The sequence below is a fragment of the Kordiimonas pumila genome, assembly GCF_015240255.1.
Classification (GTDB): domain Bacteria; phylum Pseudomonadota; class Alphaproteobacteria; order Sphingomonadales; family Kordiimonadaceae; genus Kordiimonas; species Kordiimonas pumila.
Genome location: NZ_CP061205.1, coordinates 3,998,375 through 4,020,029 on the forward strand (window position 1 = coordinate 3,998,375; position 21,655 = coordinate 4,020,029).

A 21,655-nucleotide genomic window follows, 5' to 3' on the forward strand; every position below is an offset into this window, starting at 1 on the left:
GTTCAACTTCCAAAGTTTAAACTACTGGGCTTACCCCACAAACCGTACTTTGCCATCTACCACTGTTTTCAAAACAGGCACTTCATGCAATTTTTCAGGTGCATGAGTTAGGAGATTACCGCCCCAAATGACAAAATCCGCCAAATAACCAGGAATAAGCCTGCCTAGCTTGTTTTCCTGATAGCCAACATAAGCATTGGTTTCTGTGTAAGCCTTTAGGGCTGTTTCAGCCGAGACCTTTTCGTATGGCAACCACCCCTCAGGGTTCGCGCCGTCCAGTGTTTGCCTTAATACAGCTGCCTGAATACCAAGCCGAGGATCCAAAGGAGCAACAGGCCAATCAGACCCAAAGCCCACCTGCACTCCTGCTTTCAAAAGAGAGTTAAAGGCATAAGTGCCATGAAGGCGTTTTTCACCAATACGTTTTTCAGCCCAGCGGCCATCATCAATGGCATGATAAGGTTGCATGGAAGCAATAACACCAAGATCTGCAAACCTAGAAAAGCTCTGCGGCCTGATATGCTGCGCATGCTCAATGATAAAGCGTCTGTCTCTTGGTCCGTTTTTTTGAATAGCTTCCGCAAACATACCAAGAACTTCATCATTGGCGCGGTCCCCAATAGCATGAACGGCTAAATGCAATCCGGCCCCGTCAGCTGCAATAATCTGTTCGCGCAGGTCAGCAAGTGGCACAAAAGATATGCCTTTATTACCCGGTTCATCCGTATACTCATCATAAAACAGGGCGGTCCCTGAACCCAGTGAGCCATCAGCTAAACCCTTTAGGCCGCCCCACCGGACCCAGTCATCCCCACGTCCCTCCTCGGCGATCAAGCTTTGCAATCGCTGCCAGTCTGCGAGCGGCACAAAAGACTTGAACCGAACATCTGTTTCACCTTTTGCCCGTAAAGACCTCAGCGCATCATGACTTACCCAATCAAGTGCTTTGGTGTGAATTTGGGTAACACCAAGGCTAAGTGCATGCTGAGTACAAACCCGCAAGCGGGCTTCCTTTTCAGCCTCCGTCATAGAAGGGATAACCCTTTGAACCAAGTCTTTCGCTTTGTCTTTCAATATCCCGGTAGGCTCGCCTTGCTCGTCGCGTACAATTATACCACCCTCAGGGTCTGGTGTGTTGCGATCAATGCCGGCCAGCTTAAGTGCTAGTGAATTAAGCAGCAGCATGTGAAGATCAAGCCGGGCTACGGCTACAGGGTTATTAGGAGTTACATCATCAATCCAGTGGCGGGTAGGAAGCTGACCACCCCAAAGCTGTTCATCCCAACTGCCCCCTTCAATCCACTTACCGGGTTGCACTTTTGCAGCATAATCACCTAAAATAGCGGCAAAATCAGCGGGTGTACCGGCGCTACGCAAATTAATACTGACAAGTGCTTCCGCCGCCATAAACAAATGCACATGTGGCTCAATAATGCCCGGCGTTACAAAAGCACCCTCAAGGTCTATTACCTGAGTTTTAGGGCCTATCATGGCCTTAACGGCACTACCACCTACAGCGGCAATATGATTATTGACAGTGCCTATTGCAGAGGCAAGAGGCACACCAGCGCTTACCCAAACCTGGCCATTTACATAGGCCACATCAAGGTGCACAGTGCCTGCACGAAGCGCCGCTGAAACAGCAAGTGTTGCTCCCATTCCCGCTATAAATGTCCGCCTATCCAACATTATTTTTCCCCATATTAATTCATGTCTCGATGTGTATCTTTTATTGAAGCGCAAAGCTTAATCAAACAAATGACAGACTTAGTCCTTGCCTATCAACCTTTTAGCGTGCGTAACACTCACATCCCCACTGTCCGCCAATGCTTTGGCAATTCGGTCAATGTCAGGACCGCTTGCACCAGCCGTAATTGCTATATTTCGCGCATGTAATGTCATGTGGCCACGCTGGATACCTTCGGTTGCAAGCGCCCGGATTGCCGCCATGTTTTGAGCCAAACCAACTGTTGCCACAACTTCAGAAAGCTCACTGGCACTCGAGACCTTTAATAGCCGTAATGCTGCTTGGGCAGCAGGATGGGTTTTTGTTGCCCCCCCTACCAGCCCCAAAGCCATAGGCAGTTCTATTGTACCTACCATTTTACCATTTGCGGCCATTTCCCAGCGGGTTAATGATGTATAGTGTCCGTTGCGCGCTGCATAAGCATGAGCACCCGCTTCAATAGCTCGCCAGTCGTTCCCTGTCGCAACCACAACCGGGTCAATCCCATTCATGATCCCTTTATTGTGCGTGGCAGCCCTGTAAGGGTCAACAATTGCCAGAGCGCAAGCCTCAACCATACCCCTACAAACATCGGCCCCGCTATACATTTTTGTATCCATCACAGACGGCTCAAGCTCGACCTTGGCTCGCACAATGCGCAGATCAGCGAGATTTGACAGTATCCTAAGCCTGACCTTGCCACCCGTAATCCGCTCAACATCAGGCGCAAGCATCTCAGCCATAGTATTCACAGTATTGGCCCCCATAGCGTCACGCACATCTACAAGAATATGCATAACCACCATTGGGCCAACAGGGCTGTTTTCAAAGATATGAACTTCAACATCTTTACAGCCACCACCTAGGTCTATCAGTACCTTATCGCGGGAATTGGCTTTCTCAATCAGGCTTTCTTTATGCTCCAAAAGCCGTTGCTTGGCACCAAAAGGGTCCGTTACCCCCAAAACCTGAATTTGCGCACGCATAATAGGCTGCTCGGCACGGGCCGAAAAGCCGCCGCCCTGAGCAGCGAGTTTAGCCATATAGGAAGCAGCAGCAACAACCGAAGGTTCTTCCACAACCATTGGTACAAGGTACTCTTTACCGTTCACAATAAAATTAGTTGCAATGCCGAGAGGTAGTTCAAACTTACCAATAACATTTTCTATCATGCCATTAGCGATATGGAGTGGCAGAACGCCTTCTCCTGAAAAAAAGGCACCTTCTTGTTGACCCAAATGGGCCGCAGTGCAAACCGCCGCCAACCTCTCTGCCGGCTCCATATGACGCATATTAATGATATGAGAGCGTACAGGTTTATTAGTTGGCAGTGAATCCATCCTCAAGTCCTTTTATTTAGAGGTGTAATAATATGAAAATTATATTATTGGATCACCTTCCATCGCAAAAGGTACACTTCTTGTTTACATTTTTTCTTTGTACCCTAAAAATGTTAGTAACAGTTATAGTGAAAGGCTCTGGCACATGAATAAAGCCGACAAAATTGTAGACAGTATTACGTCGGATATTCATACCGGCGCTATACTTCCCAAGCAAAAGCTTCCCTCAATCCGGAAGACCGCTGAAGATTTCAAAGTTTCAAAGAACACCGTTATTGATGCTTATGACAAACTTACCGCACAAGGGCTTGTACATGCCGTTCACGGATCTGGCTTTTATGTTTCAGACCTGACGGACATGGACCTTCAAGTTACCCAGCCACAACATATTCTGGAGGCATTTGATCGCATTTCATTATTAAATGCCCAGTTGAATCAGGAAATGCATGTTAGAGTTGGCGACGGGCGCCCACCCCTATCATGGATGCAAGATGCCCTACCTGAAAAACTTTCAGGTAACTTTCTCCGCCGATTTGAAGGCGATCAAACCGCCTATGGAAGCGCCAATGGCAACATGTCACTGCGTGAAGTTATTGCAAAAAAGTATCGCATAAACGGTATGCAAACCGCTGCAGAGCAAGTCGTAACTACATTTGGTGCCAATCATGCACTTGATCTCATTATTCGTCGCTTTCTGGAGCCTGGCGACACAGTACTTGTCGATGAACCCGGCTACTATCCTTTGTTTGCAAAACTCAAATTGTCGAAAATAAATTTCATAGGTGTACCCAGAACGCCTCAAGGGCCTGACACGCACAAACTACGCCTACTGGCAAAGCAGTACCGGCCAAAGTTTTTTTTCACGCAGTCAAGATACCAGAACCCTACAGGCTCCAGCATGGACCTACCTACTGCGCATTCGGTCTTACAAATAGGGACCATGTACGGCATGCGCATTGTAGACAATGACCCGTTTTTTGATTTGCCTGATCAAACTGGTGTACCTCTCGCACTCTTGGATCAATTCGAAAATGTAATCGCCATCTCTAGCTATTCGAAACTGTTGTCGGCAAGCTTTCGTGTTGGATACTTAATCGCTTCACCGCAAATTACTAAAGAAATTGCCGAGCTAAAACTGATAACAACGATCAATAGTTCACGCTTCACCGAAATGCTGACCTGTGAAATGATAACGAACAGGCGTTACCAGCGTCATTTAAAGAAAATATCAGCACAGCTTGCCGAACTTCGAGCAAACTTTAATAAACACATTGAAAAAATAGGCCTAGAGGTTTTAGACCCTAACGGAGGTGGGTTTTATAGTTTCCTCATGTTACCTGCAAACATGGACGAGACACAAATCGCGCGACGTGCCCTGTCAAAAGGTATATTTTTGGCACCGGGAAAGTTCTTTTTTGTGGACGAGAAGAGCCGGGTGCCCGCTTTTCGCATTAATATAACCCGCGCAGATAATATGAGATTCTATCAATTTCTTAAAAATGAGGTCGCATCGTCTATATCTTGAATCCTTTAGGTTAACTATCGTAACGCAAGACTTCTCCTGCCATTCAAAAGCAGTGGGGTCTGATAGACATATGTGGGCTCATAAGGAAGGTCTATAGTGTATGCTTTTTTTAATAGTACACTTATTATAAATTTCCACACACTGTACCTGTATTACGCTGGACATATAAATATTATAGTATCTGGCATAGTAAGTACGGAGGAAGTAGCTAATGGATAGTGTAAGCTCAGAGCATGTGACCGCAAATAATAGTATGGGCCGCACGGGGCCCCTTTCTGGCGTAGTCGTGCTGGATATAACACGAGTTGTCGCAGGCCCTTACTGCTCCATGATGCTTGCAGATATGGGCGCCACGGTTATAAAAGTGGAAAATCCAGCTGACCCAGATTATGCCCGTACATTCCCTCCCTTTGCAGGCGATGCACAGTTCAGTGCTTTCTTTTCTCAGTATAACCGAAACAAAAAAGCTATAACCCTCAACCTCAAATCGGAAGAGGGTAAAACAATACTCAAGGCACTTGTAAAAAAAGCCAATATCCTTATTGAAAACTTCCGGCCTGGCACGATGGACAAGCTAGGTCTTGGGTATGAAGTGTTAGCAAAAGAAAACCCGGCTCTCATTTATACAGCGATAAGCGGGTTTGGGCGAACTGGCCCAAACTCTTCCCGTCCGGCCTTTGATAACACGGGGCAAGCCGTAGGGGGGCTATGGTCCATGAACGGTTACGAGGACCGCCCACCAGTACGTGTTGGCACCATAATAGGCGATCTATCTGCTTCGCTTTATGCAGCGGTGGGTACAGTTGCCGCCCTGCGTGAAGCTGAACGCAGCGGCATTGGACAAGTTGTTGATGTATCGCAGCAGGATTCTGTGCTTAGCTTGACGGAAAACGCAGTGATCCGTTACACGCTTGAAAATGATGTTGCATCACCCATTGGTAATAACCATCCCTTTGTACGCCCTTACGGTCAATATCCCTGCAAAGACGGTTACGTGTTTTTTGGAGGCTATACCGATAAATTCTGGAAAATATCATGTCAATTATTCGGCAATGCCGAACTGGTAAATGATCCAGAGATTGACACAATGGAAAAACGTTTCAATGAGGACACATACAAACGCCGTATCGAACCAATACTAAATAACTGGTTTAGCCGTTACACCAAAGCTGAACTGGAAGAGATTGCAGGCGACAAAATTCCACTAAGCGCAATTAAGACCATCGCGGAAGTAGTGGAGGATCCACACGTTATCGCCCGGAAAATGATAGTAGATGTACCGGTTGACACCCAGATGGTCAGAATGATTGGGAATCCTATACACCTCTCAAACATGGGAAGCCCGAAAATGGATCAAGCCCCCAATGTTGGTGCCGATAATGCCGAAATTTATTCCAGCTTACTTGGCTTTAGCTCAGAAGATATAGAGCATCTTCGTGCCGAAGGGACTCTTTAAAAATGGCTATTGATTACGAAAAGAACGGCCACGTTGCGACTATTACATTTAATCGCCCAGAAAAGCTCAACGCCATGTCACTTCGTATGTACGACGCCCTTGGTGAAGCTTATTGTGAGGCACGAGATGATAATGATGTGCGCGCAGTGGTGCTAGCAGGAAAAGGGGACCGGGCCTTTTGCGTTGGTGCAGACCTTACAGAATCAATTCCTGCATTGGCGGAAGACCGTTTCGATATAAGTGAATGGGACGCTGCCCATATGAAAGGTATCCGCATGTACAAACCTGTGATCTGTGCTGTACATGGTTTGTGTATGGGCGGTGGTTTTGAATTCATGCTTTCTACAGATATTCGGGTGGTCGCGGATGACGCTATTTTTCAACTACCTGAGCCACAGCACGGTTTTGTTCCTGCAGGCGGAACCCTAGTAAGATTAGTACGCCAAATCTCATACGCCCATGCTATGCAGATTATGCTTATGGCCGAACGCCTGACTGCCGCAGATTTATACCGAATGGGTGTGGTCAATGAGGTGTTACCATCTGATCGAGTACTGCCCCGAGCCCATGAAATAGCGCAAGGCATTGCTGCACTCGGACCAGTTGCTATCCAAACAATCAAAGAAGCAGCTTTAACGCTCCACTCTGAGCCTCTCGAAGAAGCCTTTAAAAAAGAAGCTATCCTCGGTCAAAAAGCCTTCACCTGTGACGATGCAAAGGCCGGGCTTGCTAATTTCATTGCGCGCGGCGCCAACAAAACAAAAAAGCCCTCGCATTCCCAATAAGGTTAGCAAAAGGAGGACCGTGAAGAGAAAATCATACACTAGCTTTTACCGCAGCAAGAGGCATAGGGAATCAGTTCCTTTTCCATTCAGTATCCTTAAAACTGTACCCTAATTTTAACAGGTACTATTTTGTTATTTTCCCCCAAAGCGTCTCTCTCAATATTTTTTACAATATTATAACGTGTAATGACAGACGCTCTTAAAAGGGGTCATGTCTAAAGGAAGAACACACGACGAGATGAAAATCTACTCGATCGACAACCAATTGAATGGACAATGGGAAAGCGGTGATTTCTCGGCCAATGTTCTTGCGGGCTACAATTATACGAAAACCAAAAGCGGCAATGCTGTATATTACGCATACGGCGAGGCTCAAATGAATTACTGGAGATGGGAATGACATTGAGGTTGAACCGCCGAGCCGTGCTAAACGGCCTGCTAGTGACCCCCTTACTTGCAGCTGCAGCCCCTGCACCAGTTTTATCTACAATATTAATTCGTAACACATACCTCTTCGACGGGATTAACAGCGTACGCAGGCCCTGCAATGTTCGGATAACAGGTAAGCACATTGATGCTATTTCCTCAGGAGATATTCCCATACCCGCAGGGTCAACTGTCATTGACGCTGCAGGCCAAACTCTTATGCCGGGCCTCACTGACGCACATTGGCACATGGCTGCAGTTAAAGGAGTTAGTTGGATGGGGCCAGAAGATGCCGTTTCAATTGCTCTAATTTTTGAAGATGCCAAGCGGCAACTGATGCGCGGCTTTACAACGGTGCGAGATACGGCAGGCTCTATCCTAGATGTCAGAGATGCGATTGATCGGGGGATTGTGCCTGGTCCCAGATGCTTTCCCAGCGGTGCCGCAATTTCACAAACGTCAGGGCACGGCGACTTTGACCCAGTGGATGAATTACCAGTTAGCCTCGGCGGCGCACCTTCGCATTACCGACGCTTGGGTATGACAGCCGTGGCAAACGGCGTACCCGAGGTTCTTGCGGCGGCCCGACACCAACTCAAACGCGGTGCCACACAGGTTAAAATTATGGCTGGAGGAGGTGTCACTTCGGATTACGACCCCATCGACACACTTCAGTTTACACCTAAGGAACTGCAAGCAATCGTTCAAGCAGCATCAGATTGGGGTACCTATGCCTGCGCCCATGCTTACACTGCGCACGGCGTTCGGCGATGTCTTGATGCTGGCGTGTTATCCATCGAACATGGCCACCTAATTGATGACGCAACAGCCGAACTTATGGCTGAAAAAGGTGCTTGGCTCTCGACACAACCATTCGAAGATGGTGACAACATTCTAACCGAGGCGCAACTCAAGAAAGCTCGCGAATCATTAGGCCACACAGGTTGGCAGACAAGTGTAAAACTCGCAAAAAAACATGGGGTTAAGGTTGCTTTTGGCACTGATCTTTTTGCGCGAACCGCTACATCACGAACAGAAAATGCGGCCCTACCGCGGCTTGGTGAAATATTTTCGAATGCAGAGGTTTTACGCATTGCAACCTCAGGCAATTGCGACCTTTTTGCCCAAAGCGGTAAGCGCAACCCCTATCGCGCGGCCCCTATTGGGGTAGTGAAGGAAGGCGCTTGGGCAGACCTACTCCTGATCCGCGGTAATCCCTTGGATAACCTACACTTGATTGAGGATTACGAGAAAAATATGCTGCTCATCATAAAGGATGGCATTATTCATAAGAATTTGATCGGCACTGAGATGTCGGCGCAAACACAGGAGTGGTAATAAATGTTTAGGCTTGTACCAATAGCACCCTGCCTTATCGCCTTTGCGCTCAACCTCTTTGAGGCCGCTCCCAGCTTGGCGCAAGAGCCCCCTACAAACTCTGTCAGCTACCAAATACCCGGTACTGAAGTATTTACCATGACAGCTGATAATAGTGGGGAAGCCTACCGTATTTTCGTTTCAAAGCCAGAACAACCGGCACCAAATGGTGGGTTTCCAGTGCTCTATGTATTAGACGGCAATGCATTCTTCGCAGGATTTGCAGGAGAACGACGGCTTGAAGAATTCGGCAAGCAAGCTGGTGGTTCTGTTATAATAGTTGGTGTCGGTTATCCAACTGATCAACCCTATGATATGTTACGCAGACTCTATGATTTCACACCAGCTTGGCCCGTGGAAATGCCTGCAAACCAAATTAGTATGCAGGACCTGAAAGCCGGAGGAAACGAAAATTTCGCCCAATTTCTCCTTGGACAACTACGCACCGAAATCATAAAACGTTATCCCGTTGCTCCTGACCGACAATCACTGTTTGGCCATTCACTAGGCGGTCTGTTCGCATTGCATATCTTGTACTCAAGGCCTAATGCCTTTGAGGCCATTATCGCCGCCAGCCCATCTCAGTGGTGGAATGATCAGGAAATCCTATTGGAAGAGCGTGCCTTCAGCGAACAACTGATCAAAGGCAATATTTCAGCCGGCGTTAGTCGCCTACTGCTATTGACAGGCGAGCAAGATAAAGCCGCAACGATTACCTGGGATGCTGAAGCTCTTTTAGGGCGCCTCAGCCCTCTATCGGCCTATGGGTTACGAACACGATTTGAAAAGTTTGAAAAAGAGACGCATATCACCGTACCTTATCGAGCAATAACACCAACGATACGCTTTGTATCAGGATTACCTTGAATAGAGCGATAAGATTAAAGCATACCATCGTCGTATCAATTGGCTCTAGGTTAAAGTGGCCTTCCGAGCACATTTGGCTCTAAGAGCTGTGTAAATCAGCAGAGTGCTGTTCCCACCTTTCCTCATAAAACCTCGGCATAGACTTCCCATACTATCTATAGAGATAGCCACATGAGTAAATGGCCTGACTCAAACAATTTTTATCAATCAACAGCGTCACATCTTTGACCAACCGATCTGAAGCTGAGTTTTTAGTCCTATGTGCGCTGACGGGGAACAACCCTACAGCTATAAATACTATTTCTTTTATACAAAGCCGCTATCTTACGACAACCGAAACACCTAAACATTCACTGGAAGGGCAGTGGTTTTCTTTACTTCGGTCATTATGACGCTTGAGGTAACCTCCCTTACGCCAGGAAGTTGAGACAGATGATTATAGAAAAATGCTTCATATGCTTGGATATCCTTAGCTACAACTTTAAGCAAAACATCAATAGCCCCAAGTAAAATATAACATTCCTGCACTTCTGGATAAGTTTGGACTGCTTGCCGAAAAGCTGTAGTTGCATCTGCGTCATGGGTTGCCAACTTAACTGTAGCATACATCGTCACCCCAAAACCAAGCAGTTCGGGGTTCGCCAGCCACACCTGCCTATCTAAAATGCCATCATCACGTAATCGTTTAATTCTGCGCCAACAAGGCGGAGGCGTCATACCTAGATGATCAGCAATATCACTCGCTGATAAAGCAGTCATCATTGGAGACCCTCATAAAGATAAATCTCAATTATTACTGCATACTATGGGTGACTTCGTAAATGATTTCACGGGGAAATATATTACATCTTTTGATGCAGGCACAACATTAGATGATGTTCGAACTATAGGGCAGCGCACCCCTTATGTAGGTGGCATTCAGGAAGGTGCTGGAAATGCCTCGGCATCTACAGCAAAAGGTGTCTATTTTTGTATCTCTGCTGCGGTTCGCCTCCAATTAAAGGCTACTGACTTGAAGGGAGTACGTGTTGCAATTCAAGGTGCGGGTAATGTCGGTGCGCGCCTTGCCGTGATGCTAAGCAAAGCCCAAGCCATTGTTACAATTGCTGACGTTGACATGCGAAAGGCAGAAGCTATAGCCGCCAAAACAGGAGCTACCATTGAAAGCCCAGACCGCATTCATACCCTAGATGTTGATGTATATGCTCCTTGCGCCTTAGGTGGAGTGATTACAGATGACAGTATCCCTCAAATTCAAGCCAGCATTGTTGCAGGAGGTGCCAATAATCAACTTTTAGAGGCCCGTCATGCCGATGGGTTGCAAGATGCCGGAATATTATACTGCCCTGATTATCTAGCTAATGCAGGTGGTATTATTGATTTACATTATCAACGACCAATTGCTTCCCGCAAAGAACTGAATGCGCACCTTATGAGCCTAGGTAACACCCTTGAAGACATCATTCTAAGATCAAAAGCGGCCGGTAAAACGACGTTACAGATCTCAGACGAGATTGTTCATGAGCGCCTCCATAAAGCTAAGGGTTAAACATGCTTCTAGGAAATATCATTTCAGAATATTATTCACGTATCGATAGCTGTGATATCGAATGGGTCATAAAACTATTTGCTGAAAATGCCATATATCACAGAGCTGATTCAGCATATTGTGGGCGAAATCAAATACATAAATTCTTCACAGATGGGCGGAAAATAAGAGGAGATCACATTCTCGATTCTATTTGGTCCTTTGATCATAGAGTCATATGCACAGGCACTTTTAAAGGAGTAGGAGCAGCTGGCGATCCTCGCAAAGTTGGCTTTTCTGATTTTTGGGCGTTTGACCAAAAACATTTGGTGGTTGAGCGTCAAACCTATCTGGCCTTAGGTCATCAATATGTCGCAGAATAGTGGCAACAGTGCAGAGGCCCTGAGCTTGCAATCCATTTATACCTCTTTAAACTGCTTATAAAGCATGGCTAAGTGCTAGGAGCCAACCATGTAGCATAATGGAAGAGAATGGCGAGCACGATTCAGAAACACTCCTTATGCGGCAATTATATTCTAGGTACTCAAAATTAAAGGGCATCAGCTGCTGCGGCACCCGATGCCCACGCCCACTGAAAATTATAGCCGCCTAGCCAGCCTGTAACATCCACACATTCACCAATAAAATACAGGCCCGGCTGTGTTTTTGCTTCCATCGTTCTAGAACTGAGACAATCAGTGGAAACACCGCCGCGCGTTACCTCTGCTTTTTTAAACCCTTCTGTCCCTGTTGGCTTGACCGTCCATGCAGATAGTCGCGCAGCAAGGGCATGTAGTTTCTCATGCGAATAATCGGCCATATTACCACTATCGTGACCGACCATATAAACTGCAAGCCGTTCTGGCAGCACATCTACTAAAATACTTTTCACACTTGCTCGTGGCCTCGCCTTTTTTTTATCTTTTAACCAAGAAAAAACATCGGCAATGCTAGGCAGAAGATTAATCACAACTGTATCACCGTGTTGCCAATATGATGAGATTTGCAATATGGCAGGCCCAGATAAACCTCTATGTGTAAAAAGCAGGTTTTCACGGAATGATGCCGTGCCGCACGAAGCCGTACATAAGGTTGACACTCCAGCTAGTTCTTTGGTGGCAGCAACCGTTGCTTCATCAAAAACAAAAGGCACAAGGGCGGGTACGGGTTCGATAATATCAAGGCCAAACTGTCGTGCTATTCTATAGCCAAAATCAGTGGCTCCCATTTTAGGAATCGACATACCTCCAGTTGCTATTACAAGGTTAGTCGCCGTAAATGTCCCGCAAGATGTTTCAACCCTATAGCCTGCGCTTACGGAGGCGACATCTGCCACTTCAACACCCACCTTCAGCACAACCCCAACTTTCGCACACGCTTCCAGCAGGATATTCAGTACTTTCCGTGCCCCTTCGTTACAGAAAAGTTGGCCTAGGGTTTTCTCATGCCAGGTGGCACCACCTTGCGCTAAAAGATCCATAAAGTCATAAGGGCTATACCGGCTAAGCGCTGATTTGGCAAAATGAGGGTTCTTGCTAATATAATTATGGGCTGCCACTTCGAGATTCGTAAAATTACAGCGTCCGCCACCTGAAATTAAAATCTTGGCTCCAGGCTTTTCAGTATGCTCAAGCACAAGAACTTTTTTGCCCTTTGCACCCGCAGTAAGGGCACACATCAAACCTGCTGCACCTGCACCCATAATAATAACATCGAGATTTTCCATAAACTGAAACGTGCACCTGTTTAAAATTTTGCCCTTAATATAGGCACTATATGCAAAGAGTATTGTTGCACACTCAAATAAACCCGTTAGTATCACACTTTGGGATCAGCTAATTAATAATACCTAGGTGTTATTTATGAATATTTATAATTCGTTAACTGCCATATGCAATGAATGACGGACTTAGGGTGAGAGCTCTTTTAGGCAATTTTAAATAACAGGGGGCATTTAAAACAATGGCCGCGTCTAATATTGAATCAAAAGTGAATATTTTATCTATTCGTAACCTTCTCCTCGCGGTAACAGGGGTGATGGTCGCATTTGTTTTTATTCTGACTTATATGTTGATGGACACAGCGCTTCAAAAAGAAGATCAAGCCAGACGGGCTATGCATGTCAATGATGTTATTGACGACATTGTACAGTTAAAAATGGCTCTTGGTGACCTTCGAACAGCGGTCAACACAGCGTACGGCTTAAATAGTGCCCCTGGGTCTGATTTTGACCAGATTATAAATGCCAACAAGCGCACTATTACTCAAACACACAACCAAATAAAAGCCAGCCTGCCAGAAATACCGGTCTTTGAAGGTGAAGATTTTAACCCTGAAATCTTTAATGTTGTTCAGGGGAAATTCGCAACTGCCAAAACCGCTTATAATGATGCCTACAAAGAGTATGAAGATGCGATTATCAAGATTGATGCTGATTTATATGGTAGTGGCGAAAAATCAGAATCCGGTGGTCGTGCTGTTCGCCCCCTTACAAACCTAATTGAGGCAGCTGCAACACTTCGTACTTTTCTGGAAGAGAACTATGATTTTGGTGATGACCGCATCACCCGGGTTATGTCACTGAAACATTCCCTTTGGACAATGGTGGAATATGCAACCCGCGAATCTGCTACAGTCGGTGAAAATGTTGCTCAAAAAAGCAAAGTGGGCCGTTTCCAGAAAACAATCGGTGCCCGCTACAATGGATACGGTGCCGCCGCTTGGGACCGAGTGCGTACTATTGCAAACTCTATCACTATTGCAAAAGAAGATACTACGGAAGGCGAACTGGATAAGCTTCTCAATAACATCAATAGCGTTTTCATTGATAAATTCTCTATCACCCTATTAAGCCTTTATGATGTATCTGATTATGCAGAGCCTAATGATGAAGGCGATTATATAGTTCCTTACGATGTAACGACAGATGAATGGCAAGGTGTCACCGCGATAGAGTGGGTCAATAAAGTAAATGATGCCAAAGCCCCTGTGATGAGCATGAACACATATGCAAGCACCCTCTCAAAAGCGCTTAATGAAGAAGCTGTTAGTAGCGCCGAAAGCAGTGTTTTCTGGTCCGTTATACTACTCATTGTCGTATTTTTAATCGGTGTTGGTGCACTTTATATTGTGATCTGGCGTGTTGTGAAACCGGTTAATGCTCTCTCCGACACCATGATGGTTCTGGCTGATGGCAATCTGGAAATTGACATTCCAAATGCCGAACGCGCTGATGAAATTGGCGATATGGCAAGGTCCGTTCAGGTCTTTAAAGACAATGCTATTGAACGCCAAGAAATGGAAGCGCGTCAGCGAGAGCAAGAAGAAGAAACCCGCAGATCGCAAGAAGCATCGGAAGAGCGCCAGCGTCTTGAAGCAGAAGAACGCCGTAAGCTGGAAGAAGAACAGGCACAGCAGGCTCGCGCTGAACGCCGTGCCTCAATGCTTGAGCTTGCCGATAAATTTGAAGCAAGCGTAATGGCCGTGGTGGAAAGCGTTTCCAAATCTGCACGTGACATGGAAACTGCTGCAAGTGGCATGGCGTCTACTGCTGATGATACATCACAGAAAGCCAATGTTGTGGCGAATGCGGCGCAGCAAGCAAGCAGCAATGCACAAATGGTGGCAAGTGCCGCCGAAGAGCTGTCTGCCTCTGTACGTGAAATCACAGGCCAGACAACACAGTCCAGTGCTTCCGCAAGAGATGCCGTATCCCGCACAGAGAATGCCGGGAAAGACATTGCAGAACTGGTTGATGCCGCACAGAAAATTGGCGATGTTGTTAAACTCATTAACGATATTGCCGAACAAACCAACCTGCTAGCCCTGAATGCCACTATTGAAGCTGCCAGAGCTGGGGACGCAGGCAAAGGCTTTGCCGTGGTTGCAAGTGAAGTGAAATCACTCGCGAACCAAACAGCCAAGGCAACGCAGGAGATCAGCGATCAAGTCGATGGCATGCAGCAAGCAACCAATACGGCTGTGCGGGCTATGGACCAGATTAAAAGCATTATTGGCGAGATTGAATCCACTTCAGTATCTATTGCCTCAGCTGTAGAAGAACAAGATGCCTCCACTCAGGAAATTGCTCGGAATGTGGCGGAAGTATCAACTGGCACAGAGGAAGTTACCTCCAATATTCATGCAGTGAATGAAGGGGCAACCTCGACCGGAAAAGCTGCTACAGATGTGCTATCTGCAGCCCAACTGCTGACACAGCAATCCGAGGACCTACGCGGGCAAGTGGAAAATTTCCTCAAAACCATCCGCGAATAAAAAAGCGTGTCGTCTATTCAAAAGGCCCTACGGGGCCTTTTTTTATGAACGGTTGGTAGCAATATATGCACACAAGGTATAAAAAAAGCCCCACAATCAGGGCTTTTTTTACTGTTTCAGCAAGCTTACTGAAGCCGCCAAGTAATCGGAATAACGAATGTCAAATTATCATCATCCAGTGCTGCTGGTGGAGCAGGCAAAGGATTTAGTTTTTCCATCATTTTCGGAATAGCGCCATCCAGAACAGATTCTCCAGACTCTTCAACAATCTCAAAATTTAAAATAGCGCCAGAACGATCGATCGATACCTTCACTTTTGCCTTGCCTTCAATTTCACGTGAAATTGCTGATCTTGGATAAATGTGATTTTGGATAATAGATTTTACAACATTCTTCCGCCAATCACCCAGATCATCTGCACTTGCTTGCGCAGATAAGAACACCATCGCAGAAAGCATCCCCCCACCAAGGATTGCTAACAATCGTGTTTTTCTCCCATTTAAGAGAATTGTCCGCATTATAGTCTCCCGTTCGAATCCAACCATAATCAAATCGTAAATGCCGAGGGTAAAAACACTGATAAAGAATATAGTTAACATGAATTAAAATTTTAATTCATGCGTAATAAATGTCCCCAACACCTGCGCGTAATCCTAACCACCCCTTTAGCGGCTTTCAAACATTATTATGTAAATACACTTATAATGTTAATAACAATCTTTAATGTTTAAAAATCCATTTTAATATACTCTCCTTGTATTCCTGCATGGATTTTCTAGATATAGACCCCAAAACTTATTTTAGCTTGTCAATGGGTGCCAGATAGCTATAGTGCGCGCGCAGGAACAAGGAGTCGTGGCCGAGCGGTTTAAGGCGCACGCCTGGAAAGCGTGTTGGGTGGCAACGCCCTCGAGGGTTCGAATCCCTCCGGCTCCTCCATTTATTCGCAAACCATGTAGTTACAACCTTGTGAAACTAGCTTGCCTCATGCGCTAGCTTTTACCACCATCCTATGAACCGTACACCCATTTTATCGCATGTAACGGTATCGCCAGTTCGCGTTCCCTTGTCACTCCATAATATTGAAGAATTACGCCTGAAGCGAGGTATCAGTATCTGCTCCGAAAGCGCTCCGGGTAAAAATTTACTAATATGGGTAAGCTATATGCATATCGGTGCAAAAGCCTTGCACCGCAAGCCCTCCTTTATACACAGTTAAGAGCCTGCTTATCCATATTTAGGAGATAACCTGGAAAGCAGATTACTTTAAACAGCATGGAGGGAGATAAAATGCGCACAGTTAAATTATGGATGGGCCTAGGAGTTGCTACAGTTATTCCTGCAACAGATGCCCTGTTAGACCATATTGATCTTACAACACTTACACCTGCGATTTATGCCGCCAGTTACCTTGAGGGGGGTGAAGGCGGCGAAGGAGGAGAAAAAGCTGCAACAGATGAAGGCGGTGAGGGCGGTGAAGCAGGAGGGTCTGCTCCTGCTGTCGGCTTTTACGGCGACCTTGATGATGCTCTTGAAAAAATGTTTGGTGGTGAAGGCGGTGAGCACGGTGCCGGGCTGAGTAAAATGTGGCCTTCTGTTATTGCACCCGCCATGACAGGCGATCAGGTTAAACAAGCTATGACCGGCAGGACACTGGTTACACCGGCACATGTTGCATACTATTTTTCGAAAAAAGGCAGTGTTGAAGGCTGGTATGCCGCATGGGAAAAACGTGACACTAAAGAATGTCCGGTCCCTGAAGTTGAAGACTTATATTTCTATGAAAAAGCAGCTGATACATGCTGGTATAATAATACCCTGCCCCTCAAAGGGTCATGGAAAGTTGATAACAACCAGCTCTGTATCGATGCCAAATGGAAGGGCGGTTCCGTTGACTCCTGCTGGTACGTAACAGTTTTACTTGATGATATAGCACTCTTTAAAACAGATGGTGATATTGAGGGCAAGGGCATGAAACTGCTCGACGGTAAAGTGCTCGACTAATCATTCCACAGGAAAGCAGAATGATTTTCTGCTTTCCACCCCTAAGGAGGCTTTAGTGCTTTTATGTATTGGTAGTATTTTGAAAGAACCTCAACTGGCTCTCCTTAAAAAGAAGCTTGCAAAGCAATCTTTCCTTGATGGCAAAGACACTGCTGGTTGGGCTGTTAAAAACATTAAAAGGAACGAACAGCTTTCAAAGAAAGCTACTACCTACGCAGATATACAACAGATGCTGCTAGCAGCCTTGCTAAGCCATGAGGTTTTTACATTAGCTGCGATGCCCCAAAAAGTCAGCCCGCTTTTAATCAGCCGCTATTCAAAAGGTATGGGATATGGAACACATGTGGATAACGCCTTAATGGGTGAAGGTGAAAAAATGCGAAGTGATATTTCCTTCACCTTATTCCTGTCTGACCCTGCTGATTATGAGGGCGGCGAACTTGTGCTGGAAGACTTTTCAGGAGAGCAGCCTTACAAGCTACCGGCTGGATCTGTAATTTTATACCCTAGCACTATGTTACACCGTGTTGAGACAGTAACATTAGGAGAACGCCTTGTTGCTGTTGGCTGGATACAAAGCCATATTAGAAGCTCGGAAAAACGACAAATTATCTTTGATCTTGAATCTGTTAAACGCGATATTTTTCAGGCTAGCGGTAAAACTGCACAATTTGATACAATTGCAAAAACAGCCTCAAACCTCTGGCGCTTGTGGGCCGAAACATAAAAGCTTAGTCCGTTTCATAGTTGTTAACCCTCTATCATGAGATCGATAAAACCTTACAATTATGGAGGGAAGTTTATAGGCGGCATGCGAATTATGCAGCGATGAATTTAGCAGCTTCCGGGTTAGCTTCCAGCAAAAAAGCACACCATTCTGCGAGATTTTTTTCCCGAACATATTGACGCAGCAAGCCTCTATTCCACTTATAGGTGGCCTGAGCTTGTGCTTGCAGTAAACTAATATCTTCTTCAGTCATTTCATCATACAAAACAATACCTAAGTGTAATCTCGACAGAAGAATATAAGGCTCGAAGGGAGCCGTGGTAACTGACATGTGCCACGCCTCAAGGGCTTTTAAGCGCACCCCATCATCTCCGCCGGTCCTTAAGCGTGCAAAACTAAGGCGCAGCCATGCAAACGTATTTAAGGGTGCAAGAGAAAGTGTTTTCTCAAGGCTTTCAATCGCTTTTTCCGTATACTGCGTTTTTAGTGCGCGATCCTGCTCCACGGTAGCACGTGCGAGAAACACTGTGGCGAGGTCAGAGTAAGCTTTTGGGTGATCAACAAAGGAAACTGCCTGCTCACGAGAATTCTGCGCAATATCTAAGTCTTCTACTGAAACATCACCACCCGAATTAAGCCGTTCAACAATCGGGGTGCCCGGCACGAGCATAAGTTCTGCTAGAAAACGCGGAAAGGCCATATAGAGCATCAACAGTGATGCCCCGAGCAAAAAGATCGTCAGTATATTTAGCTTTTTCAGTGCCATAACACTGGCCTAATTTGTATAATAACCGCTCTTGGTGCCGTAATAATACCCTTGGTCCCCATAGCCATAACCTTGATGCCGTTTAACATCTACTTGCGTGAGGATTGCCCCTGCCAAATAACCGCCCGTTTGGTGTAACTGTTTCACAGCATTCTTTACTGTGCCTTTTGTGGTTTTTTCCCACTGTACAGCAAAAACCATAGCATCAACATGCTTGGAAATAACCATCACATCAGATACCGCAAGTACAGGGGGGGTATCAACAATCACAAGGTCATATTGCAGCCGAGCTTCTTTTAGAAAAAGCTCAAACTCTTTTGAATTGAACAATCTCTGCGGATCATCTTCCTTATCTGCCCACAACACATGGATGTTAGAAACAGCATCCTTGAATATTTTCAAATCACCACTTGTTGCAGACCTGCCGAGCACATCGTTAAGACACGCAAATTGCCGATCAATATCCATACGTTTACGCATGACTGGGCGCCGCATATCAGCTTCCACGAGCAAAACCTTCATCCCCGAACGACCCAGCGTATGTGCAAGACATATCCCTGCTGTTGACTTACCCTCGCCAGGCACAGATGACGTAATAGCCATCAGCTTTGGTATCGTGCCGCTAGCACTGGAAAACATTAAAGATGCGTGGATATTACGGTGTGCCTCTGAAAAGGAGGATGTGGGTTTGGCAAGCAGATAGCCCTCAGGCCCCTGATTTTTTAGTACACTTCTGCCAATTAGCGGGATCATGCCAAGGCCGCGCAAGCCAAGATCATGCCTTAATTGATCAAAGTTCCTATATCCATTGTCAAGTGCCTCAAGCAGGAAGGCCAACCCAATTCCCACGACACCACCTGCAAACAATACCAGTAATAGTATTAGTTTCTTTTTCGGAAAAGAAGCAAGAGTTGGAACATCTGCCTCTGAAATAATACGTGTGTCTGCCTGTTGCATCCCGTCCTGCGATGATGTTTCCTTAAACCGTGTCAGGAATGTCTCCAGAAGGAGCCTGTTAGCCTCTGCCTCGCGGTCTAACTCACGCATCTGAACCTGAGAGCGGCTCACGGAAAAGCTTTCGCTTTTCAGAGTTGCCATGTTTTGCTCAAGGCTGCGAACACGTATTGCAGCCACCTCAGCTTCAGCCCTGATGCTTGCAACAATTTTCTCGATTTCACTATTAATTTTATTCTGAATATCAGCGGCTTCTGCCTGCACATTAATCATACGTGGGTGTTTTGGCCCGTATTTTGTGCCTAATTCTGCGCGCTTACGCTGAACCTCAGATTCCTGTTCTTTCAAACGCTGAATAAGCGGCGACTGCAAAACCTCTAAAAGGCCTGATTCAGCCAACTTCCCGTCCCGCGCATTCTGTTCAATACGCTGCTGACGTGCTTCAGAGCGGGCCAGCTCCGTGCGGGCGTCAACCAACTGTGAGTTTAACTGTGCCAACTGCTGCTCATTCACAAGACCCGCATTTTTGGTCTGGATAAGCTGGTTCTTTTCCCGAAATTGCTGCGCAGCCTGTTCGCTCTCTCGCACTTTTTCACGAAGCTGAAAAACACGCTCATTAAGCCACTCGTTAGCGCGCTGTGTTGCTTCAAACTTTACCTCTAATTGATCTGTAAGATAAAGATCGGAGAGTGTGTTAGCAAGTTTTGCAGATTTTTTAGGATCAATGGTCTCAAATGCGACTTCAATACTATACGATCGCGCAGGGTTAATGATAGTAAGGCTGCCTGAAACACTGTCTATCACTTTAGCCCTGATGGCTGTTTCAATTTCTTCATCAGATCTAGTATCTTTTTGCCGGCCAAGGATCGCATCTACCCACGCATCAGGAAGGTATGAAAATGGGTTTAAATAGCTAAGAAAGCCTTTTTTTGTATTAAGGGCCGCATTAAACTCTGGGTCTTTCACAAGGTTTAATTTATCAACCATTTTACCCAGAAGCCTGCGTGACTTCAGTACATCGATCTCTGTCTTGATTGCCGCAACGTCAGTTCCAAGACCGGACATAACAGCCTCAAGATCAACAACACTGCTCTTTCGTGTTTCAATAGCCAGCAAACTTGTTGCTGTGTAGCGCGGTGTAAGTTGCACTACAATGATGAGCGCCAGAACAACACAAAATACCGTTGTATTGACAATAACCCATTTACGCCGCCACAGCACCATCAACAAAGCGCGGATATCAAGGATATCGTCATCGGCTATAGGCGTATTAATATTTTGAGAACTATCTTGTCCTGGTTGGTTATCATACATGTGAAAATGCCTGAATAATGACTAAAAGAAACGCTCATCTACACGAATAATATCACCCGGCAATACCTTTGCAGTGATATCAACGGTAATTTTTTGCTCACTACCATCAACTTTTCTGGTGATTTCTATTTTTTTCTTATTAGCGCGATATGTAAAGCCTGAAGCAAGAGCAACGGCATTAAGAACGGTCATATCGTTTACATAAGGATAACTCCCTGGCTTATCAACCTCACCGAGAATATAAAAGGGCCGGTAATTAAGCACCTCAAGGTTCACACGCGGATTAATAAGATACTCAGGAGACAGCAAATCAGCAATCATAGCTTCGGCATTGGTAACATTTTTGCCACCAACAATAACATTGCCAATAAGAGGAAGAGAGATTTTGCCACTTCCATCAATTTCAAACTCACCAGAGAGATCTTCCTCACCGTAAACGGTTACACGGATCTGATCTCCGGCACCTAATTGGTACTCAAGGCTATCAATTGACTGAGCAAAAACAGCGACCGAAATGCCGATCGCTGCTAAAATGGTAATAAAAAAGCACTTAATCATTGTCAGAGGTATTCCATTATAACGTAA

General features: G+C 45.9%; 19 protein-coding genes and 1 tRNA gene. 12 read left to right on the forward strand and 8 right to left on the reverse strand.

Going from position 1 to position 21,655, the window contains the following annotated elements; all coding sequences use genetic code 11:
- Positions 1–30: 30 nt before the first annotated feature.
- Both ICL80_RS17850 and ICL80_RS17855 read right to left on the reverse strand, forming a co-directional pair.
- A complete protein-coding gene (locus ICL80_RS17850; RefSeq protein ID WP_194214068.1) occupies positions 31–1,689 on the reverse strand; it encodes an amidohydrolase in 1,659 nt (552 codons plus the stop codon).
- A 78-nt stretch (positions 1,690–1,767) separates the two neighbouring features.
- Positions 1,768–3,066 carry a hydroxymethylglutaryl-CoA reductase, degradative gene (locus ICL80_RS17855; protein ID WP_194214069.1) on the reverse strand — a complete coding sequence of 433 codons (1,299 nt, stop codon included), beginning with the start codon at positions 3,064–3,066 and terminating at the stop codon, positions 1,768–1,770.
- Positions 3,067–3,211: 145 nt separating this feature from the next.
- Here ICL80_RS17855 and ICL80_RS17860 point away from each other — a divergent pair, with 145 nt between their 5' ends.
- The 6 genes from ICL80_RS17860 to ICL80_RS17885 all read left to right on the forward strand — a co-directional run bounded on the left by ICL80_RS17860 (position 3,212) and on the right by ICL80_RS17885 (position 9,502).
- Positions 3,212–4,591, forward strand: a complete 1,380-nt coding sequence (locus tag ICL80_RS17860; protein WP_194214070.1) for an aminotransferase-like domain-containing protein — start codon at positions 3,212–3,214, stop codon at positions 4,589–4,591.
- A 211-nt stretch (positions 4,592–4,802) separates the two neighbouring features.
- Positions 4,803–6,047, forward strand: a complete 1,245-nt coding sequence (locus ICL80_RS17865) for a CaiB/BaiF CoA transferase family protein (RefSeq protein WP_194214071.1) — start codon at positions 4,803–4,805, stop codon at positions 6,045–6,047.
- A gap of 2 nt (positions 6,048–6,049) precedes the next feature.
- Positions 6,050–6,832: an enoyl-CoA hydratase/isomerase family protein gene (locus ICL80_RS17870; RefSeq protein WP_194214072.1), complete on the forward strand. Its 783-nt coding sequence runs from the start codon at positions 6,050–6,052 to the stop codon at positions 6,830–6,832.
- A gap of 211 nt (positions 6,833–7,043) precedes the next feature.
- Complete coding sequence (locus ICL80_RS17875; RefSeq protein WP_194214073.1) at positions 7,044–7,232, forward strand: hypothetical protein; 189 nt, start codon at positions 7,044–7,046, stop codon at positions 7,230–7,232.
- Entirely contained in the window at positions 7,229–8,596 is a 1,368-nt protein-coding gene (locus ICL80_RS17880; RefSeq protein ID WP_194214074.1) for a metal-dependent hydrolase family protein, read from the forward strand. The genes ICL80_RS17875 and ICL80_RS17880 overlap by 4 nt, the downstream gene beginning before the upstream one ends.
- Before the next feature lie 3 nt (positions 8,597–8,599).
- Positions 8,600–9,502, forward strand: a complete 903-nt coding sequence (locus tag ICL80_RS17885) for an alpha/beta hydrolase (protein WP_194214075.1) — start codon at positions 8,600–8,602, stop codon at positions 9,500–9,502.
- 342 nt (positions 9,503–9,844) lie between these two features.
- Here ICL80_RS17885 and ICL80_RS17890 read toward each other — a convergent pair whose 3' ends face one another.
- Complete coding sequence (locus tag ICL80_RS17890; protein WP_194214076.1) at positions 9,845–10,264, reverse strand: Lrp/AsnC family transcriptional regulator; 420 nt, start codon at positions 10,262–10,264, stop codon at positions 9,845–9,847.
- A gap of 43 nt (positions 10,265–10,307) precedes the next feature.
- Here ICL80_RS17890 and ICL80_RS17895 point away from each other — a divergent pair, with 43 nt between their 5' ends.
- Entirely contained in the window at positions 10,308–11,051 is a 744-nt protein-coding gene (locus tag ICL80_RS17895) for a 2-dehydropantoate 2-reductase N-terminal domain-containing protein (protein WP_194214077.1), read from the forward strand.
- Between the two features lie 2 nt (positions 11,052–11,053).
- Complete coding sequence (locus tag ICL80_RS17900) at positions 11,054–11,413, forward strand: nuclear transport factor 2 family protein (RefSeq protein ID WP_194214078.1); 360 nt, start codon at positions 11,054–11,056, stop codon at positions 11,411–11,413.
- 167 nt (positions 11,414–11,580) lie between these two features.
- On the opposite strand, the gene ICL80_RS17905 is transcribed toward ICL80_RS17900, so the two are convergent.
- Entirely contained in the window at positions 11,581–12,756 is a 1,176-nt protein-coding gene (locus tag ICL80_RS17905; protein ID WP_194214079.1) for a BaiN/RdsA family NAD(P)/FAD-dependent oxidoreductase, read from the reverse strand.
- Positions 12,757–12,992: 236 nt separating this feature from the next.
- Between ICL80_RS17905 and ICL80_RS17910 the strand changes: the two genes are divergently transcribed.
- The gene (locus ICL80_RS17910; protein ID WP_194214080.1) at positions 12,993–15,305 is read left to right on the forward strand and encodes a methyl-accepting chemotaxis protein; all 2,313 of its coding nucleotides are present in this window, start codon (positions 12,993–12,995) and stop codon (positions 15,303–15,305) included.
- A 125-nt stretch (positions 15,306–15,430) separates the two neighbouring features.
- Here ICL80_RS17910 and ICL80_RS17915 read toward each other — a convergent pair whose 3' ends face one another.
- The gene (locus tag ICL80_RS17915) at positions 15,431–15,823 is read right to left on the reverse strand and encodes an energy transducer TonB (RefSeq protein WP_194214081.1); all 393 of its coding nucleotides are present in this window, start codon (positions 15,821–15,823) and stop codon (positions 15,431–15,433) included.
- Positions 15,824–16,154: 331 nt separating this feature from the next.
- On the opposite strand from ICL80_RS17915, the gene ICL80_RS17920 reads away from it, so the two are divergent.
- The 3 genes from ICL80_RS17920 to ICL80_RS17930 all read left to right on the forward strand — a co-directional run bounded on the left by ICL80_RS17920 (position 16,155) and on the right by ICL80_RS17930 (position 18,036).
- Positions 16,155–16,244: transfer RNA gene (locus tag ICL80_RS17920), tRNA-Ser, on the forward strand.
- 351 nt (positions 16,245–16,595) lie between these two features.
- On the forward strand, positions 16,596–17,309 hold the full coding sequence (locus tag ICL80_RS17925) for a hypothetical protein (protein ID WP_194214082.1): 714 nt from the start codon (positions 16,596–16,598) through the stop codon (positions 17,307–17,309).
- A gap of 55 nt (positions 17,310–17,364) precedes the next feature.
- Positions 17,365–18,036 (forward strand): Fe2+-dependent dioxygenase, encoded by a 672-nt coding sequence (locus tag ICL80_RS17930; protein WP_194214083.1) that lies wholly within the window; start codon positions 17,365–17,367, stop codon positions 18,034–18,036.
- Positions 18,037–18,127: 91 nt separating this feature from the next.
- Here the strand turns inward: ICL80_RS17930 and ICL80_RS17935 are convergent, their stop codons facing one another.
- From ICL80_RS17935 to ICL80_RS17945, 3 genes are read right to left on the reverse strand one after another with little or no spacing between them, the layout of a single operon-like run.
- Positions 18,128–18,802, reverse strand: coding sequence for a hypothetical protein (locus ICL80_RS17935; RefSeq protein ID WP_194214084.1), 675 nt, complete (start codon positions 18,800–18,802; stop codon positions 18,128–18,130).
- A 9-nt stretch (positions 18,803–18,811) separates the two neighbouring features.
- Positions 18,812–21,070: a GumC family protein gene (locus tag ICL80_RS17940; RefSeq protein ID WP_194214085.1), complete on the reverse strand. Its 2,259-nt coding sequence runs from the start codon at positions 21,068–21,070 to the stop codon at positions 18,812–18,814.
- Positions 21,071–21,091: 21 nt separating this feature from the next.
- Complete coding sequence (locus tag ICL80_RS17945; protein WP_194214086.1) at positions 21,092–21,628, reverse strand: polysaccharide biosynthesis/export family protein; 537 nt, start codon at positions 21,626–21,628, stop codon at positions 21,092–21,094.
- Between the last annotated feature and the right edge of the window lie 27 nt (positions 21,629–21,655).

Coding starts and splice junctions, on each gene's coding strand:
- ICL80_RS17850 (WP_194214068.1), bottom strand. CDS start 1,689: ATGTTGGATAGGCGGACATTTATAGCGGGAATGGGAGCAACACTTGCT.
- ICL80_RS17855 (WP_194214069.1), bottom strand. CDS start 3,066: ATGGATTCACTGCCAACTAATAAACCTGTACGCTCTCATATCATTAAT.
- ICL80_RS17860 (WP_194214070.1), top strand. CDS start 3,212: ATGAATAAAGCCGACAAAATTGTAGACAGTATTACGTCGGATATTCAT.
- ICL80_RS17865 (WP_194214071.1), top strand. CDS start 4,803: ATGGATAGTGTAAGCTCAGAGCATGTGACCGCAAATAATAGTATGGGC.
- ICL80_RS17870 (WP_194214072.1), top strand. CDS start 6,050: ATGGCTATTGATTACGAAAAGAACGGCCACGTTGCGACTATTACATTT.
- ICL80_RS17875 (WP_194214073.1), top strand. CDS start 7,044: ATGTCTAAAGGAAGAACACACGACGAGATGAAAATCTACTCGATCGAC.
- ICL80_RS17880 (WP_194214074.1), top strand. CDS start 7,229: ATGACATTGAGGTTGAACCGCCGAGCCGTGCTAAACGGCCTGCTAGTG.
- ICL80_RS17885 (WP_194214075.1), top strand. CDS start 8,600: ATGTTTAGGCTTGTACCAATAGCACCCTGCCTTATCGCCTTTGCGCTC.
- ICL80_RS17890 (WP_194214076.1), bottom strand. CDS start 10,264: ATGATGACTGCTTTATCAGCGAGTGATATTGCTGATCATCTAGGTATG.
- ICL80_RS17895 (WP_194214077.1), top strand. CDS start 10,308: ATGGGTGACTTCGTAAATGATTTCACGGGGAAATATATTACATCTTTT.
- ICL80_RS17900 (WP_194214078.1), top strand. CDS start 11,054: ATGCTTCTAGGAAATATCATTTCAGAATATTATTCACGTATCGATAGC.
- ICL80_RS17905 (WP_194214079.1), bottom strand. CDS start 12,756: ATGGAAAATCTCGATGTTATTATTATGGGTGCAGGTGCAGCAGGTTTG.
- ICL80_RS17910 (WP_194214080.1), top strand. CDS start 12,993: ATGGCCGCGTCTAATATTGAATCAAAAGTGAATATTTTATCTATTCGT.
- ICL80_RS17915 (WP_194214081.1), bottom strand. CDS start 15,823: ATGCGGACAATTCTCTTAAATGGGAGAAAAACACGATTGTTAGCAATC.
- ICL80_RS17925 (WP_194214082.1), top strand. CDS start 16,596: ATGCGCACAGTTAAATTATGGATGGGCCTAGGAGTTGCTACAGTTATT.
- ICL80_RS17935 (WP_194214084.1), bottom strand. CDS start 18,802: ATGGCACTGAAAAAGCTAAATATACTGACGATCTTTTTGCTCGGGGCA.
- ICL80_RS17940 (WP_194214085.1), bottom strand. CDS start 21,070: ATGTATGATAACCAACCAGGACAAGATAGTTCTCAAAATATTAATACG.
- ICL80_RS17945 (WP_194214086.1), bottom strand. CDS start 21,628: ATGATTAAGTGCTTTTTTATTACCATTTTAGCAGCGATCGGCATTTCG.